Annotated in this window: 12 protein-coding genes; 2 read left to right on the top strand and 10 right to left on the bottom strand. The window is 60.6% G+C overall.

All coding sequences use genetic code 11. The features are described 5' to 3' along the window. Positions 1–457: 457 nt before the first annotated feature. The 10 genes from D8U18_RS20105 to D8U18_RS20060 form a co-directional block, all read right to left on the bottom strand. Positions 458–1,078 (bottom strand): TetR/AcrR family transcriptional regulator, encoded by a 621-nt coding sequence (locus tag D8U18_RS20105; protein ID WP_056852250.1) that lies wholly within the window; start codon positions 1,076–1,078, stop codon positions 458–460. Positions 1,079–1,138: 60 nt separating this feature from the next. Beyond that, positions 1,139–2,821 carry a class II poly(R)-hydroxyalkanoic acid synthase gene (gene phaC / locus D8U18_RS20100; protein ID WP_131108229.1) on the bottom strand — a complete coding sequence of 561 codons (1,683 nt, stop codon included), beginning with the start codon at positions 2,819–2,821 and terminating at the stop codon, positions 1,139–1,141. 114 nt (positions 2,822–2,935) lie between these two features. After that, on the bottom strand, positions 2,936–3,790 hold the full coding sequence (phaZ, locus tag D8U18_RS20095) for a poly(3-hydroxyalkanoate) depolymerase (protein ID WP_056852252.1): 855 nt from the start codon (positions 3,788–3,790) through the stop codon (positions 2,936–2,938). A gap of 79 nt (positions 3,791–3,869) precedes the next feature. Then, positions 3,870–5,549: a class II poly(R)-hydroxyalkanoic acid synthase gene (gene phaC / locus D8U18_RS20090; RefSeq protein WP_130903897.1), complete on the bottom strand. Its 1,680-nt coding sequence runs from the start codon at positions 5,547–5,549 to the stop codon at positions 3,870–3,872. Positions 5,550–5,810: 261 nt separating this feature from the next. Continuing rightward, positions 5,811–6,182, bottom strand: a complete 372-nt coding sequence (locus tag D8U18_RS20085) for a DUF971 domain-containing protein (RefSeq protein WP_056852254.1) — start codon at positions 6,180–6,182, stop codon at positions 5,811–5,813. Between the two features lie 119 nt (positions 6,183–6,301). Then, positions 6,302–7,639, bottom strand: coding sequence for an HslU--HslV peptidase ATPase subunit (gene hslU / locus D8U18_RS20080; protein ID WP_056852255.1), 1,338 nt, complete (start codon positions 7,637–7,639; stop codon positions 6,302–6,304). A 55-nt stretch (positions 7,640–7,694) separates the two neighbouring features. Beyond that, positions 7,695–8,225: an ATP-dependent protease subunit HslV gene (hslV, locus tag D8U18_RS20075; protein WP_007975582.1), complete on the bottom strand. Its 531-nt coding sequence runs from the start codon at positions 8,223–8,225 to the stop codon at positions 7,695–7,697. A gap of 232 nt (positions 8,226–8,457) precedes the next feature. Further along, positions 8,458–9,168 (bottom strand): SPOR domain-containing protein, encoded by a 711-nt coding sequence (locus D8U18_RS20070; protein WP_056852256.1) that lies wholly within the window; start codon positions 9,166–9,168, stop codon positions 8,458–8,460. Position 9,169: 1 nt separating this feature from the next. Further along, positions 9,170–10,906 carry an arginine--tRNA ligase gene (argS, locus tag D8U18_RS20065; protein ID WP_056852538.1) on the bottom strand — a complete coding sequence of 579 codons (1,737 nt, stop codon included), beginning with the start codon at positions 10,904–10,906 and terminating at the stop codon, positions 9,170–9,172. A 270-nt stretch (positions 10,907–11,176) separates the two neighbouring features. Further along, positions 11,177–13,396, bottom strand: coding sequence for a primosomal protein N' (locus tag D8U18_RS20060; RefSeq protein WP_131108228.1), 2,220 nt, complete (start codon positions 13,394–13,396; stop codon positions 11,177–11,179). A gap of 166 nt (positions 13,397–13,562) precedes the next feature. On the opposite strand from D8U18_RS20060, the gene rpmE reads away from it, so the two are divergent. Both rpmE and D8U18_RS20050 read left to right on the top strand, forming a co-directional pair. After that, positions 13,563–13,781 (top strand): 50S ribosomal protein L31, encoded by a 219-nt coding sequence (gene rpmE, locus D8U18_RS20055; RefSeq protein WP_008047849.1) that lies wholly within the window; start codon positions 13,563–13,565, stop codon positions 13,779–13,781. Positions 13,782–13,816: 35 nt separating this feature from the next. Beyond that, entirely contained in the window at positions 13,817–14,605 is a 789-nt protein-coding gene (locus tag D8U18_RS20050; RefSeq protein ID WP_131108227.1) for a thermonuclease family protein, read from the top strand. The last annotated feature ends 175 nt before the right edge of the window (positions 14,606–14,780 follow it).

Genomic DNA, 14,780 nt, shown 5'->3' with positions numbered 1-14,780 from the left:
GGTCGGGCGTTTTTGTTTGTGCACGGTTTTATGCGTTCCCTGCAGGCGCCGAGCTCTGTTCCTGATGATCGTTCCCACGCTCAGCGTGGGAATGCCTCAACGGACGCTCCGCATCCACTGCGGCAGTAACGCAGAGCGCCACCGGGTGCATTTCCACGCGGAGCATGGGAACGATTACGCCCGATCTGCCAAGGTCGGGCGTTTTTGTTTGTGCACGGTTTTATGCGTTCCCTGCAGGCGCAAGCTCTGTTCCTGATGATCGCTGCCACGCTCTGCGTGGGAATGCTTCAACGGACGCTCCGCGTCCACTGCGGCAGTGACGCAGAGCGTCACCGGCTGCATTCCCACGCGGAGCATGGGAACGATCACGCCCGATCTGCCAAGGTCGGGCGTTTTTGTTTGTGCACGGTTTTATGCGTTCCCTGCAGGCGCCGAGCTTGCTCGATGCCTAAAGAGGCTAGTCGTGTTCTTCCAGATACTGCATCGCCATCTGCTCGGTCGCAGCCTTCATCGATGGCAGCAGATGCGGCGCCACCAGCATCATGATCTGGTACACCACCAGACGTACTTCCCCCGCTCGATCGAGAATCCGCTGGTAGTCCAGTGAGAACAGCAGCGTCATGGTTATCTGCTCCACCAGTTGCCCCAGTGCCTGGGTATCGCTGACCAGCAGCCCTTGAGCTTGCAAGCGCGCGAGCAATGAAGCCAGCGTGCGTTTGAGCCCGTTTAGCAGGTTGCGAATGCCTTTGGCCAGTTTCGGCAGGCGTCCTGCCAGATTCGACAGGTCCTGGAACAGAAACCGGTAGTGAGCCAGGCGTTCGACGATCAGGTGCAGGAACAGCCAGTAATCTTCAGGGGCCAGCTCGACGTCCGCCGGTGGGTCGAGCAGCGGCGCCAATTCGGCCTGAAAGCGCTCGAACAGCCCGAGGATCAATGGCTCCTTGCCGTGGAAGTGGTAGTAGAGGTTGCCCGGGCTGATGCCCATTTCGTTGGCAACTTCCATGGTGGAAACGTTCGGTTCGCCCTTCTGATTGAACAACTGCAGGGCACATTCGAGGATGCGGTCGCGGGTTTTCATCCAGTCTTCTTAGTGTTCGGGTCCTGCCACGGCCGACATCGGCCGTGGTTCGTTTGAACGTCAGCGCACGCGCACGTAAGTACCGGGCGCCGCCTCCATCGGTGGATAGTTCTGGTTGCCGAGGGCCATGTGGGTTTCCTTTTGCGCACCCGAGCGTTGCTGTATCCAGTCCAGCCATTGTGTCCACCAACTGCCATCCACACGCTTGGCATCGTAATACCAGGCCCGTGGGTCGCTACTCAATTTGCCATTCTCGACGTAATTGGCTTTCGGGTTACTCGGCGGGTTGAGGATGCTCTGCACATGGCCGCTGTTGGACAGGACGAAGCGACGTTCGCCACCCAGCAGTAACGTTGAGCGGTACACCGCATCCCACGGCGTGATGTGGTCGTTGATTCCGGCGACGCTGAAGCTGTCGACAGTGACCTTCTGCAAGTCGATCGGCGTGCCACACACTTCGAGACCGCCCGGATGGCTCAGCGGGTTGTGCTTGAAAAAGTCCAGCAGGTCACCATGCAAAGCCGCCGGCAGGCGCGTGTTGTCGTTGTTCCAGTAGAGGATGTCGAAGGCGGGCGGCTCCTTGCCCAGCAGGTAATTGTTGACGAAGTAACTCCAGATCAAATCGTTGGGGCGCATCCAGGCGAAGACCTTGGCCATGTCGCGGCCATCGAGCACGCCTTTTTGATAGGAGCGACGTTTGGCGGCTTCCAGGGTCTGTTCGTCGGCGAACAAGGTCGCCGGGGACTCCAGCTCGCTGTCGAGCAGGCTGACCAGGTAGGTTGCGCTGGAGACACGGCGCAGTTGGCGCTTGGCCTGCAGATGGCCTTGCAGGGCGGCGATGGTCAGTCCGCCGGCACAGGCACCCATCAGGTTGACCTCGCGGGCGCCGGTGATCGCGCGGCAGACGTTCATGGCCTCTTCGACCGCTTCAACGTAAGTCGACAGTCCCCATTCGCGATGGCGTACATCCGGATTGCGCCAACTGATCATGAAGGTCTGCAAGCCATTCTTGAGCGCGAACTGGACGAAACTGTTGTGCGGGCTCAGATCGAAAATGTAGTACTTGTTGATTTGCGGCGGCACCACCAGCAGCGGTTTGGAGTACTGCTTTTCGCTCATCGGCTTGTACTGGATCAGCTCCAGCAATTCGTTGCGAAACACCACGAAGCCTGTCGTGGTGGCGACGGTCTTGCCGACCTCGAATGCCTGTTTGGTGACCTGCCGGGGCAGGCCGTCGTTGTGCAGCAGATCGTCAACCAGATGACTGATGCCGCGCACCAGGCTGTTGCCGCCAGTGTTGAAGATTTCCTTGATCGCCAGGGGATTGAGCAGGCTGTTGGATGGCGATACGGCATCGTTGAGCAGGGCGAAGGCAAAGTGCGCACGAGCACGATCATCAGGGCTCATGGTGCTTTGGTCGATCCAGCTTTTGACCTCTTTCTGCCAGCTCAGGTAGGCCTGCAGGCTGCGACGATAAAACGGATTGAGGCTCCATGCCGGGTCGGCGAATCGACTGTCGTGCGGATTGGTCGGGTGCAGGGTATCGCCCAACAACACTCGCCCTAGTTGCCCGCCCAGTTTCAAGGCATGCCGAGCCGTGTGTACCGGGTTGCGCAAGCCATGGACAGCAACACTGCGCAACGTCGAAATCAGATCCCGGCCGCGCAGACCGGTAATCGCACTCTGTGCGTTGATGAACACGGCGGGAGTGGGCAAAGACTCCCTCGCTGGTTTTTCACGCATCAGTCAACACTCCTTCGTCTTCAGGCCAAAAACAAACACACCGAACCAGAACACCATAGACGCTGTAGCGGGTTGTTGCGCGGCGCGGCATCCTGCCGACCGACAATGCGTCGGTTAACCGCCCAATGGCGCCGGATGCGGGTGCATCACGGCACGCTGCCGTTCTTCCTGGAGGAATTTCATGATGATCGGCGCCACCGCTTCGGCACGCGTGATCAGGAACAGGTGCCCGTCATCGATGATGTGCAACTGGGCATTGGGAATCCGCCAGGCCAGTAGACGCATGTTGACCAGAGGGATCAGCGGATCGTCGTCCCCCGCCAGCACCAGGGTCGGCTGATTGATCTTGTGCAGCCAGTGAATGCTGGTCCAGCCGAGCCCGGCGAACAGCTGCCAGTAGTAACCGAGCTTGCCCGCCGAACGCACTTTCGCCGCATGGCTGGCGGCCAGCGTCGGGTCGCGTCGGAACGCGCCGCCGTAGATCATCGGGGCAATGCGGATCACGTGAGACGGCTGGATGTAGCGTCGCGGGCTGGCCATCATCCACAGCACTTTTGGCTTGCCCGGCACCATCACCGCGCCTGCCGCCGTCGCCGCCAGCACCAGTTTCTTGCAGCGCTCCGGATAGTCATAAGCGAATTGCTGCGCAAGGGCACCGCCCCACGACACACCGATCACGTTGACCTGACCATAGTCGAGATAATCGAGCATCCGCGCCGTCAGCTTGGCCAGGCCGGGAAAGCGATAAGGCCGGTTGGGCGTCGACGAACCACCGACACCGGGAACATCGAAAGCAATCACTTCCAGGTCCGGATCCAGCGCTGCGACAAACGGAAACACCAGCTCAAGGTTGGCGCCGATGCCATTGAAAATCAGCAAGGGCGTCAAATGAGGCTTGCCGGGACGTACCGCCGTGCGGAGGGTCTGACCATCCAGGTCGACGGTACGGAATATGAACGGTTGCGGCATGCTCTGGCCCTGTTTATGAATTCATCCCCGCTTCTGTAGGAGCGAGCAGGCTCGCTCCTACAGAAGCGGGGTGTGTCAGTTACCGCTCATGTACATACGTGCCCGGTGCAGCTTCGCCCGCCGGATACGCCTTGTTGCCGAGTTTCGTCGGGGCCTTTTTCAGTTCGCCGGAACGCTGGGCCTGCCAGGCCTGCCAATGCAGCCACCAGGAATCGGTGTGTTTGGTGGCATTCTCTTGCCATTCATCTGCAGTGCTCGCCATTTCGGTGCTGGTCATATAGCGGGATTTCGGATTGCCCGGCGGGTTCAGGATGCTCTGGATATGCCCGCTGCTGGACAGCACGAATTCAACGTTGCCACCGAACAGTTGCGCCGACTTGTAGCAGGACTTCCACGGGGTGATGTGGTCGTTGGTGCCGGCCAGGCAAAAAATGTCGGCCGTCACTTGCTTGAGGTCAATAGCGGTGCCGCACACTTCCAGTGCATTCGGACGAATCAATGGATTGTTTTTGAACATCTCGATCAGGTCGCCGTGGAACGCTGCGGGCAACCGCGTGGTGTCGTTGTTCCAGAACAGGATGTCGAAGACCGGAGGCTCATTGCCCAGCAAGTAGTTATTGACCCAGTAATTCCAGATCAAGTCGTTGGGACGCATCCAGGCGAAGACTTTCGCCATGTCACGGCCTTCCAGCACGCCGGCCTGGTAGGAGTGGCGCTTGGCGGCTTCGAGCGTCTGTTCGTTGACGAACAGGGCGACGTCGCTGTCCAGGGTCGTATCGAGCACGCTGACCAGCAAGGTGAGGGCATTGACTTTGTTCTCGCCGATCGCGGCGTAATGACCCAGCAGTGCGGTGCAAGTGATGCCACCGGAGCAGGCGCCGAGCATGTTCACGTCCTTGCTGCCGGTGATTGCGGTGACGACGTCAACCGCTTCCTTGAGCGCATCGATATAGGTCGTCAGGCCCCATTCGCGCTGTTCCTTGGTCGGATTGCGCCAGCTGACGATGAAAGTCTGCACGTTGCTGCGAAGGCAGAATCGCGCCAGGCTCTTGTCCGGGCTCAGGTCGAAAACGTAGAACTTGTTGATTTGCGGCGGCACCACCAGCAGTGGCCGTTCGTAGACCTGCTCGGTGATCGGCCTGTATTGGATCAGCTCCAGCACGTCGTTGCGGAACACCACCGCGCCTTCGGTCACACCCAGGCTCTTGCCGACCTCGAACGCGCCCATGTTGACCTGGCTCGGCATCCCGCCGTTGTGCACCATGTCCTTGGCCAGATGCGAGAGACCGTCGAGCAGGCTCTTGCCGCCGGTTTCGAAGAAGCGTTTGACCGCTGCCGGGTTGGCCGCGCTGTTGGTCGGGGCCATGGCTTCGGTCATGAGGTTGATCACGAAGTGCCCGCGAGCTGCATCGCTGGCCGGGAGGTTGCTTTCGTCAATCCAGTCGTGGAGTTCCTTGCGCCACGCCAGGTAAGTTTGCAGATAACGTTTGTAGAGCGGGTTCTGGCTCCAGGCCGGATCAGTGAAGCGACGGTCATCGCTGTTCGGTTGCAGTTCGGATTTACCGAACAGCACGTTCTTGAGTTCAAGACCGAAATGCGCAACGTGTTTCGCGCTGTGCACCGGTTGCTTGATGGCCTGCCTGAGCACCATTCGAGCAGAAGCCAGTAGATCCTTTCCACGCAGCCCAACGACAGGATTCAGTCCCAAGGTGTTTTCCGAGGCCTGATACTTCAAGTCATCGTTATTCTTGTTACTCATCTACGACGCTCCATTGTCCTGAGACGAGTACCCGGGGCCTCGCTGTGCAGTCACACAGCCAATGCCAGGTACTACTGCTCGGGGTGACCGTTAATACTGCATCGCTGCTTTTTGTTCGCAGAGAACACTGCAGGGAACTTGCCAGCTCCATTGGTTACCCGAGTTTAATTTTTTTCGCAAGCAGGCCAATCACCGGCGCTGAAGCGGAGCATTCAAACAGATGAAATTAGAAAATGCCCTCTAAAGAGCAAGAGGCTCAGGCTAGAGCATCAGCTTGACGACAGATTCGTTGGGGTCGCGGGTTTTTCCGGCGGCTTTGAGCTCTGCGAGATAATCTTCCCAGAGTGCGTCATGACGTCGCCCCAGCTCGTAAAGATATTCCCAAGTGAACAGGCCGCTGTCGTGGCCGTCGTCGAAGGTCAGTTTAAGTGCGTACTGACCGGCCGGTTCTACCTTGCTCAGTCCTACGTTGATCTTGCCAAATTGCAGGATGGGTTTGCCGTGGCCCTGGACCTCGGCGGAAGGCGAGTGCACGCGCAGGAATTCCGCGGGAAGGGTGTATTCCTCGCCAGACGCATATTTGAGCGTCAGGGTTTTCGAGGCTTTGTGCAGTTTGATGTCGGTGGGGATCATGACCGGGTATCCGTCTGTAGGCGTATGGTCAGCCACCTGTAGGAGCACGGCTTGCCGGCGATGGCGATTTCAAATGCGCCATCGCCAGCAAGCTGTGCTCCTACAAGGGGTCGCATGGCTTACAGGATATAACGGGACAGGTCTTCGTTCTGCGCCAATTCACCGAGGTGGCTGTTGACGTAGTCAGCGTCGATCTGGATGACCTTGCCGTCGTGGCTGCTGGCCAGGTCGCCGGCACTGAACGATACCTCTTCCAGCAGGCGCTCGAGCAGCGTGTGCAGGCGACGGGCACCGATGTTTTCGGTTTTCTCGTTGACCTGCCAGGCGATCTCGGCGATGCGCTTGATGCCGCTCGGCTGGAACTCGATGCCCAGGCCCTCGGTTTTCAGCAGTGCGCAATATTGCTCGGTGAGCGAAGCGTGCGGCTCGCTGAGGATGCGCTCGAAATCTTCCGGCGACAGCGCCTTGAGTTCGACGCGAATCGGCAGGCGACCTTGCAGCTCGGGCACCAGGTCGCTCGGCTTGCTCAGGTGAAAGGCGCCGGAGGCAATGAACAGGATGTGGTCGGTCTTGACCATGCCCAGCTTGGTGTTGACGGTGCAGCCTTCGATCAGCGGCAGCAGGTCGCGTTGCACACCTTCGCGGGACACGTCGACGCCACCGGAATTGCCGCGCTTGGCGACCTTGTCGATTTCGTCGATGAACACGATGCCGTGCTGTTCGACCGCTTCCAGGGCCTTGGCCTTCAACTCTTCATCGTTGACCAGGCGGCTGGCTTCTTCGTCGCGCACCAGTTTCAGCGCTTCTTTGACCTTGAGCTTGCGGGACTTCTTTTTGCCCTTGCCCATGTTGGCGAACAGGCTTTGCAGCTGGTTGGTCATTTCTTCCATGCCCGGCGGCGTGGCGATCTCGATGCCGGCCATTTCGGCGACTTCGATTTCGATCTCCTTGTCATCCAGCTGACCTTCGCGCAGGCGTTTGCGGAACAGTTGGCGGGTGTTGGAATCGGCTGTCGGGGTGTCGTCGTTGCTGAAGCCCATGCGCGCAGGCGGCAGCAGGGCGTCGAGGATGCGCTCTTCGGCGGCGTCTTCGGCGCGGTGGCGAACCTTGACGATTTCCTGCTCGCGCAAGAGCTTGATGGCCGCATCGGCAAGGTCACGAATGATCGACTCGACATCACGGCCAACGTAGCCGACTTCGGTGAACTTGGTCGCTTCGACCTTGATGAACGGAGCATTGGCCAACTTGGCCAGGCGCCGGGCGATCTCGGTTTTACCGACACCGGTCGGGCCGATCATCAGGATGTTCTTCGGCGTTACTTCGACGCGCAGCTCTTCGGGCAGCTGCATCCGGCGCCAGCGATTGCGCAGGGCAATGGCGACGGCGCGCTTGGCATCGTCCTGGCCGATGATATGGCGATTGAGTTCGTGGACGATTTCACGGGGAGTCATGGACATAGTATTTAGCGGACCTCAAGCAAGAATGAGCCGTGGCGCGATGGCCTGCACGGGCTTACTCGGCGCAGTCCTGCTCCTCAATGGTCTGGGTGTGGTTGGTGAATACACAGATGTCGCCGGCGATGCCGAGAGCGGTCTCGACGATTTCCCGGGCCGACAGATCGGTTTTTTTCAGCAGCGCGCTGGCGGCTGCCTGAGCGTAGGCGCCGCCGGAGCCCATGGCGATCAAACCGTCTTCGGGTTCAACCACGTCACCGTTGCCGGTGATGATCAGGGACGCGTCTTTGTTGGCGACGGCGAGCATGGCTTCGAGGCGGCTCAAGGAACGGTCGGTACGCCATTCTTTGGCGAGCTCGACAGCGGCGCGGACCAGATGGCCCTGGTGTTTTTCCAGCTGGCCTTCGAAGCGTTCGAAGAGGGTAAAGGCGTCAGCGGTGGCACCGGCAAAACCGGCGATGACCTGGCCGTGGTACAGGCGACGAACTTTTTTCGCGTTGCCTTTCATCACGGTGTTGCCAAGCGAAACCTGGCCGTCGCCGCCCATGACGACTTTGCCGTGGCGGCGAACTGAAACGATGGTGGTCAAGGGAAGAGTCTCCACGCAGCGGGGCGAAAATGCCTTATGCCCCTTCATATGGGGGTGGTGGAGTGGATTTCAACTGCGGGACGGGAGAGGGGACGAGCGGTGTTTAGCGTGATCGTTCCCACGCTCTGCGTGGGAATGCAGCCCGGGACGCTCTGCGTCCCTCCCGGCGCTGGAACGCGGAGCGTCCCTTGAGGCGTTCCCACGCAGAGCGTGGGAACGATCGAACACGGCGTTAGCGGCTCTGGCGTTGTTGTAACAGCAGGTTGCTGAACCCGGCGCCGGCCAGTTGTTTCTGTGCAGTGGTCAGTTGTTCGCGATTGCTGAACGGTCCGACCAGCACCCGGTACCAGGTTTCGTCTTTCACCGTTCCCGATTCCACCGCCACCGCCTGGCCGAGCAGGATGATCTGCGCTCGAACCTTGTCCGCATCAGTCTCCTTGCGGAACGAACCGGCCTGCAGGAAGAACTTGGTTACCGGCGCGGCCTTGGTGACAGGTGGCGCGGGTGGCGGCGTAATGCCGGCCAGGGCTGCCTGGGCGCGGGCGGTGTCGATCTTCGCCGCTTCGGCCGGGGTCACCGGCGTGGTCGGAATGGCTGGCACTTGTGGCGTCGGCAGGGTTTTCTCCGGCACGGCATCCGGCGGCACGATGACTTCCGATTCCGGCAGCAGGGTGTAGAAGTCGTATTTCGGCTTTACCGGTTGCGTCGGGCTCGGCGGAGTCTTGTTGGCCTCGGCAATCTTGCTGGCTTTCTGCTGTTGCTCGACCTTCTCGCGCTTGACCGTATCGCTGCCTTTGCCCGGCTCCAGTTTCATCAGGAACACGATGAATGCACCGACCGTCAGGCCGATGGCCATCCACAGCCAACCCGGGATCGGTTGCTTCGCTGGAGCTTGGTAACGGCTGGCGCCACGTTTGGGTGCAGGTTTTTTCTTGGCAGCCAACTTACATACGCTCCAGAGTTTCCAGACCCAACAGCTCCAGGCCTTGCTTGAGGGTGCGACCGGTCAGTGCGGCCAGACGCAGACGGCTCTGCATCTGCGCCGGGGTGTCGGCGGCGAGGATCGGGCAGTTCTCGTAGAAGCTGGAGAACAGGCCGGCGACGTCGTACAGGTAGGTGCAGAGGATGTGCGGCGTGCCTTTTTCAGCCACGTTGTTCAGGATCTCGCCGAACTGCGCGAGTTTCGCTGCCAACTCATGTTCGTGGGCCGCTTCGAGCACGATCTGGCCTTCGACTTCGCTGAAGTCCTTGCCGAGTTTGCGGAACACACCGGCCACGCGGGTGTAGGCGTACAGCAAGTACGGCGCGGTGTTGCCTTCGAAGTTGAGCATCAGGTCGAAGTTGAAGCTGTAGTCGCTGGTGCGATGCTTGGACAGGTCGGCGTATTTCACCGCACCGATGCCCACCACCTTGGCGATGTTGCGCAACTCGGCTTCGGCCAGCTCGGGGTTCTTGTCTTTCACCAGGGTGTAGGCGCGTTCCTGGGCTTCGGTCAGCAGGTCGATCAGCTTGACGGTGCCACCGTCTCGGGTCTTGAACGGACGGCCATCGGCGCCGTTCATGGTGCCGAAGCCCATGTGTTCCATCTCCATCGGATGGGTCACGAAGCCGGCCTTGCGCGCCACGGCGAACACTTGCTGGAAGTGCAGGGCCTGACGCTGGTCGACGAAGTACAGCGCGCGATCAGCCTTGAGTGTGCCGCTGCGGTAGCGCACGGCCGCCAGGTCGGTGGTGGCGTAGAGGTAGCCGCCGTCGGCCTTGACGATGATCACCGGCAGCGGGTCGCCATCGGCATTCTTGAACTCGTCAAGGAACACGCATTGCGCGCCGTTGCTCTCGACCAGCATGCCGGCGGCCTTGAGGTCGTTGACCACGTTGATCAGGTCATCGTTGTAGGCACTTTCACCCATGACGTCGGCCATGGTCAGTTTGACGTTGAGCAGCTCGTAGATTTTCTGGCAGTGGGACAGCGAGATGTCCTTGAACTTGGTCCACAGCGCCAGGCAGTCGGCGTCACCAGCCTGCAACTTGACCACCAGGCCGCGGGCGCGGTCGGCGAACTCTGCGGATTCGTCGAAGCGTTGCTTGGCGGCGCGGTAGAAGTTCTCCAGGTCCGACAGCTCGTCGCTGGTGATCGGGTTTTCCTGCAGGTACGCCATCAGCATGCCGAACTGGGTGCCCCAGTCGCCGACGTGGTTCTGACGGATCACGGTGTCGCCCAGGAACTCCAATACGCGAGCCACGCCGTCGCCGATGATGGTCGAGCGCAAGTGGCCGACGTGCATCTCTTTGGCCAGGTTCGGTGCCGACAGGTCGACCACGGTGCGCTGCAGCGGGCCAGCCTTGCGCACGCCGATATTGCCATCGGCCAGGGCCGCGTCGAGGCGTGAGGCCAGGGCATCGGTGTTCTGGAAGAAATTCAGGAAGCCGGGACCGGCGATTTCGGTCTTGCTGACGTTTTCGTCGGCCGGCAGCGCGGCGATGATTTTTTCCGCCAGGTCGCGCGGTTTCATGCCCGCCGGTTTGGCCAGCATCATGGCGATGTTGCTGGCGAAATCGCCGTTTTTCTTGTCGCGCGAGTTTTCCACCTGGATCGCCGGCGACAGGCCTTCAGGCAACACACCTTCGTTGACGAGTTGGGTGATGGCTTGTTGGATCAGCTGGCGAATGGTGTCTTTCATGGTCTTCTCTTTCGACCGCTGGCGCGGCGGGCGCATCATGCGCTGGTGGAAAAACTGGGCATTATCCGTTGCCGGAGCGGGCTTGCCAACCATTGTAGGTTCATTGCGGACTTACGGCAGACGATTAACCTGTGGCGAGGGAGCTTGCTCCCGGTGGGGCGCGGAGCGGCCATGAATTCAGGCCCCGCGGTCTCACTGAACGGCTCGAGGTGCCATATTTACGACTGCTTTGCAGTCGAGCGGGAGCGAGCTCCCTCGCCACAGTTGTCATCAATACAAATCGACTGGATCAACATCCAAAGACCAGCGCACCGCACGCCCACTCGGCATCTGCTCCAGTACCAGCAACCAACTGGCCAGCAATCGATGCAGCGGCGCCCGGGCGGTCGCCTGCAACAGCAACTGCGCGCGATACCGCCCTGCCCGGCGCTCCATCGGCGCTGGCACCGGGCCCAGCAGCTCGATGCCGGTCAGGTTCTGTTCGATCAGCAGGCGCTCGGCCTCGCTGCACGCCTCATCGAGAAAGCCTTCCGCTTGCCCTGGTTTATGCGCTTCGGCGCGCAGCAACGCCAGGTGCGCAAACGGCGGCAAGCCCGCTGCGCGGCGTTCGCTCAAGGCTTGTTCGGCAAAGGCGAAATAGCCCTGTTCGGTCAGTTGGATCAACAGCGGATGGTCAGCAAGATGCGTCTGGATGATCACCTTGCCCGGTTCTTCGGCACGGCCTGCGCGGCCCGCGACCTGAACAATCAATTGCGCCATGCGTTCACTGGCACGGAAGTCGCCGGAGAACAGCCCGCCGTCGGCGTCGAGAATCGACACCAGCGTTACCCGTGGAAAGTGATGACCTTTGGCAAGCATTTGCGTGCCGATCAAAATGCACGGTTGGCCTTTCTGGATGGTCGCGAACAACTGGTTCATCGCGTCCTTTCGTGAGGTACTGTCGCGGTCGACCCGCAGGACCGGATAGTCCGGAAACAGGATCGCCAGACGCTCTTCGGCCCGTTCGGTGCCGGCACCCACCGGGCGCAAGTCGACCTTGTTGCACTTAGGGCATTGGCGGGGTACGCGTTCGACATAGCCGCAATGGTGGCAACGCAGTTCGCCGTAACGCTGGTGCACGGTCATGCGTGCATCGCAGCGCTGGCATTCGGACATCCAGCCGCAGTCATGGCAAAGCAGGGTCGGCGCAAAGCCTCGGCGATTGAGGAACACCAGCACCTGCTGACCGGCAGCCAGGGTCTGGCCGATGGCTTGTTGCATCGGCCCGGAAATGCCGCTGTCCAGCGGACGGCTCTTCACATCCAGGCGCAGGAAGCGCGGTTGCTTGGCACCGCCAGCGCGTTCATTCAGTCGCAGCAAGCCGTAGCGACCGGTATAGGCGTTGTGCAGGCTTTCCAGAGAGGGCGTGGCCGAGCCGAGCACGATCGGGATGTTTTCCTGCCGTGCCCGCACCAATGCCAGGTCGCGGGCATGGTAGCGCAGGCCTTCCTGCTGTTTATAGGAGCCGTCATGCTCCTCGTCGATGATGATCAGCCCCGGGTTTTTCATCGGTGTGAACAGCGCCGAGCGGGTGCCGATAATAATGTCGGCTTCGCCATCTCGGGCGGCGAGCCAGGCCTCAAGGCGTTCGCGGTCGTTGACCGCCGAGTGGATCAGCGCGATGCGCGCATTGAAGCGCTGCTCGAATCGCGCCAGGGTTTGCGGACCGAGATTGATTTCCGGGATCAGCACTAACGCTTGCTTGCCGGCCTCAAGGGTCTCGCGGATCAGCTGCAAGTAGACTTCGGTCTTGCCGCTGCCGGTGACACCGGCCAGCAGAAAAGCGTGATAACTGTCGAACCCGGCGCGGATCGCTTCGTACGCTGCACGCTGTTCCGCGTTGAGCGGCAATTCGGGCTGGGCCAGCCAGTGTTCATGGCGGACACCAGGCGCGTGGCGGCGGATTTCAACTTGCACCAGATCCTTGGCCAGCAGCAAATCCAGGCTGTCTTTGCTCAGCATCAGCTTGCTCAGCAACTGGTGAGCGACGCCATGGGGGTGCTGCGCCAGTGTCGCCAAAGCTTCACGCTGGCGCGGGGCGCGGGCGATACGCGGGTCATCGAGACTCGCACCCGGCGCGGCAGACCAGAAGCGTTCCTGCCGCGCTTCGGCCAGTTCGCCCTGGCGCAGCAATACGGGCAAGGCCCAGCTCAAGGTATCGCCGAGGCTGTGCTGGTAATACTGGGAGGTCCACAGGCACAACTTGAATAACGCCGGGGGAAGTGGTGGTGTGGCGTCGAGCAAGGCCAGCGCGGGCTTGAGTTTTTCCGCTGGCACTTCGCTGGTGTCGGTGACTTCCACCAGGATCCCAATCATCTCGCGACGGCCAAATGGCACTCGCAGGCGCATGCAGGGGTGCAACTGTTCGCGCCGCACGCCGGCCGGAGCGCGGTAGTCGAACAGGCGGCGCAGCGGCGAAGGCAGGGCGAGGCGCAGAATGGCGTCGGGCACGCGTTTTCTCGATGTAGGGGTGAAGTAGCAGGCCGCGAGCCTAGCAGACGACCGGTTTGAGGGACAGCTTGCGTGATTGGCATTGTCTGGTAGAATCCGCGGCCTAATTACGTGCGGTATTCAACAATAGTGTTGGGTGGCGGCACGCTAGCCTGAGGAAAACACCATGAAAGCTGATATCCATCCAGAATACCCAGCAGTTGCTGTTACCTGCAGCTGCGGCAACAAGTTCGAAACCCGTTCGACCTTCGGCAAAGCCCTGGCGATCGACGTTTGCAACGAATGCCACCCGTTCTACACCGGTAAGCAGAAGACTCTGGACACTGGCGGCCGCGTTCAGCGCTTCGCAGACCGTTTCGGTGCTTTCGGCGCGAAAAAGGCCTAAGGCCGATCAACTTGGGAGGCCGTTGCGGTTTTTCCATGCTGATGAAAAAGGCGTCCCTTGCGGGCGCCTTTTTTCTGTCTGCGATTTGGCTCTCAGCGGCCCAGGCCTTTTGTCCGGCTCCGGCCGGGCTGGCATCGGTCGCAGTCCAGCGAGTGGTCGACGGCGACACGCTGCGCCTGAGCGATGGTCGCAATGTGCGCATGATCGGCTTGAATACGCCGGAGTTGGGCAAGAAAGGGCGCTCCGACGAGCCGTTCGCCGTCGCTGCACGAAAGCGCCTGGAAGATTTGGTGGCGGCGAGTGATGGGCGAGTCGGCCTGCGGCCCGGCAAAGAAAGCAAAGACCGCTATGGCCGGACGTTGGCCCATGTCTATGGTGCCGACGGCGCCAACCTCGAAGCGCAAATGCTCGCCGAAGGCCTGGGGTTTCTCGTGGCAGTCGCGCCGAATACCGATCTGATCGACTGTCAGCAGGCTGCGGAACGCGGTGCCCGCCATTCCGGACTCGGCGTGTGGCGCCGGTCGCCCGTGTTGCAGGCGGATCAAATCAGCGTTTCCGGATTCGCTTTGCTCAGTGGCCGTGTGAGCAGGGTTCAGCGCAATCGTGGCGGGATTTGGATCGAGTTGCAGGACTCGGTTGTATTGCGCGTTGCACCCAACTTGCTGACCCGATTCGATGTGGCCTCGCTGGAAAGTCTCAAGGGCAAGCAGATTGAGGCGCGTGGCTGGGTGCTGGACCGTTCCCGTCGTGGCGGTCTCAAGGAGGGTCAGGCGCGCTGGGTGTTGCCGCTGACCGATCCGGCGATGCTGCAAGTGGCACATTGATAAAAAATTGTAGACATTTTTTCTATCGATTGTGAACAGTCTATCCCTTGTGTTCCGTGGCTCTTGGGCCAAAGTCGTATGGCCGGGCGCTTGACAGGGGTGACCGGTCAGTCTTGTGGGGATTTTGCGAGGCGCGTATCCTCGCTGACCAGTCTGTCCAACAGTAAAAGCGGAA

The sequence above is a fragment of the Pseudomonas sp. Sample_10 genome, assembly GCF_004321495.1.
Classification (GTDB): Bacteria; Pseudomonadota; Gammaproteobacteria; order Pseudomonadales; family Pseudomonadaceae; genus Aquipseudomonas.
Note: the sequence above shows the minus strand (reverse complement) of the source record. Positions and strands in the feature narration are given on the sequence as shown.

What these genes read in the sequence shown, in the direction of transcription:
- D8U18_RS20105 (WP_056852250.1), bottom strand. Translation starts at nt 1,078, where the DNA reads ATGAAAACCCGCGACCGCATCCTCGAATGTGCCCTGCAGTTGTTCAAT.
- phaC (WP_131108229.1), bottom strand. Translation starts at nt 2,821, where the DNA reads ATGCGTGAAAAACCAGCGAGGGAGTCTTTGCCCACTCCCGCCGTGTTC.
- phaZ (WP_056852252.1), bottom strand. Translation starts at nt 3,790, where the DNA reads ATGCCGCAACCGTTCATATTCCGTACCGTCGACCTGGATGGTCAGACC.
- phaC (WP_130903897.1), bottom strand. Translation starts at nt 5,549, where the DNA reads ATGAGTAACAAGAATAACGATGACTTGAAGTATCAGGCCTCGGAAAAC.
- D8U18_RS20085 (WP_056852254.1), bottom strand. Translation starts at nt 6,182, where the DNA reads ATGATCCCCACCGACATCAAACTGCACAAAGCCTCGAAAACCCTGACG.
- hslU (WP_056852255.1), bottom strand. Translation starts at nt 7,639, where the DNA reads ATGTCCATGACTCCCCGTGAAATCGTCCACGAACTCAATCGCCATATC.
- argS (WP_056852538.1), bottom strand. Translation starts at nt 10,906, where the DNA reads ATGAAAGACACCATTCGCCAGCTGATCCAACAAGCCATCACCCAACTC.
- rpmE (WP_008047849.1), top strand. Translation starts at nt 13,563, where the DNA reads ATGAAAGCTGATATCCATCCAGAATACCCAGCAGTTGCTGTTACCTGC.
- D8U18_RS20050 (WP_131108227.1), top strand. Translation starts at nt 13,817, where the DNA reads ATGCTGATGAAAAAGGCGTCCCTTGCGGGCGCCTTTTTTCTGTCTGCG.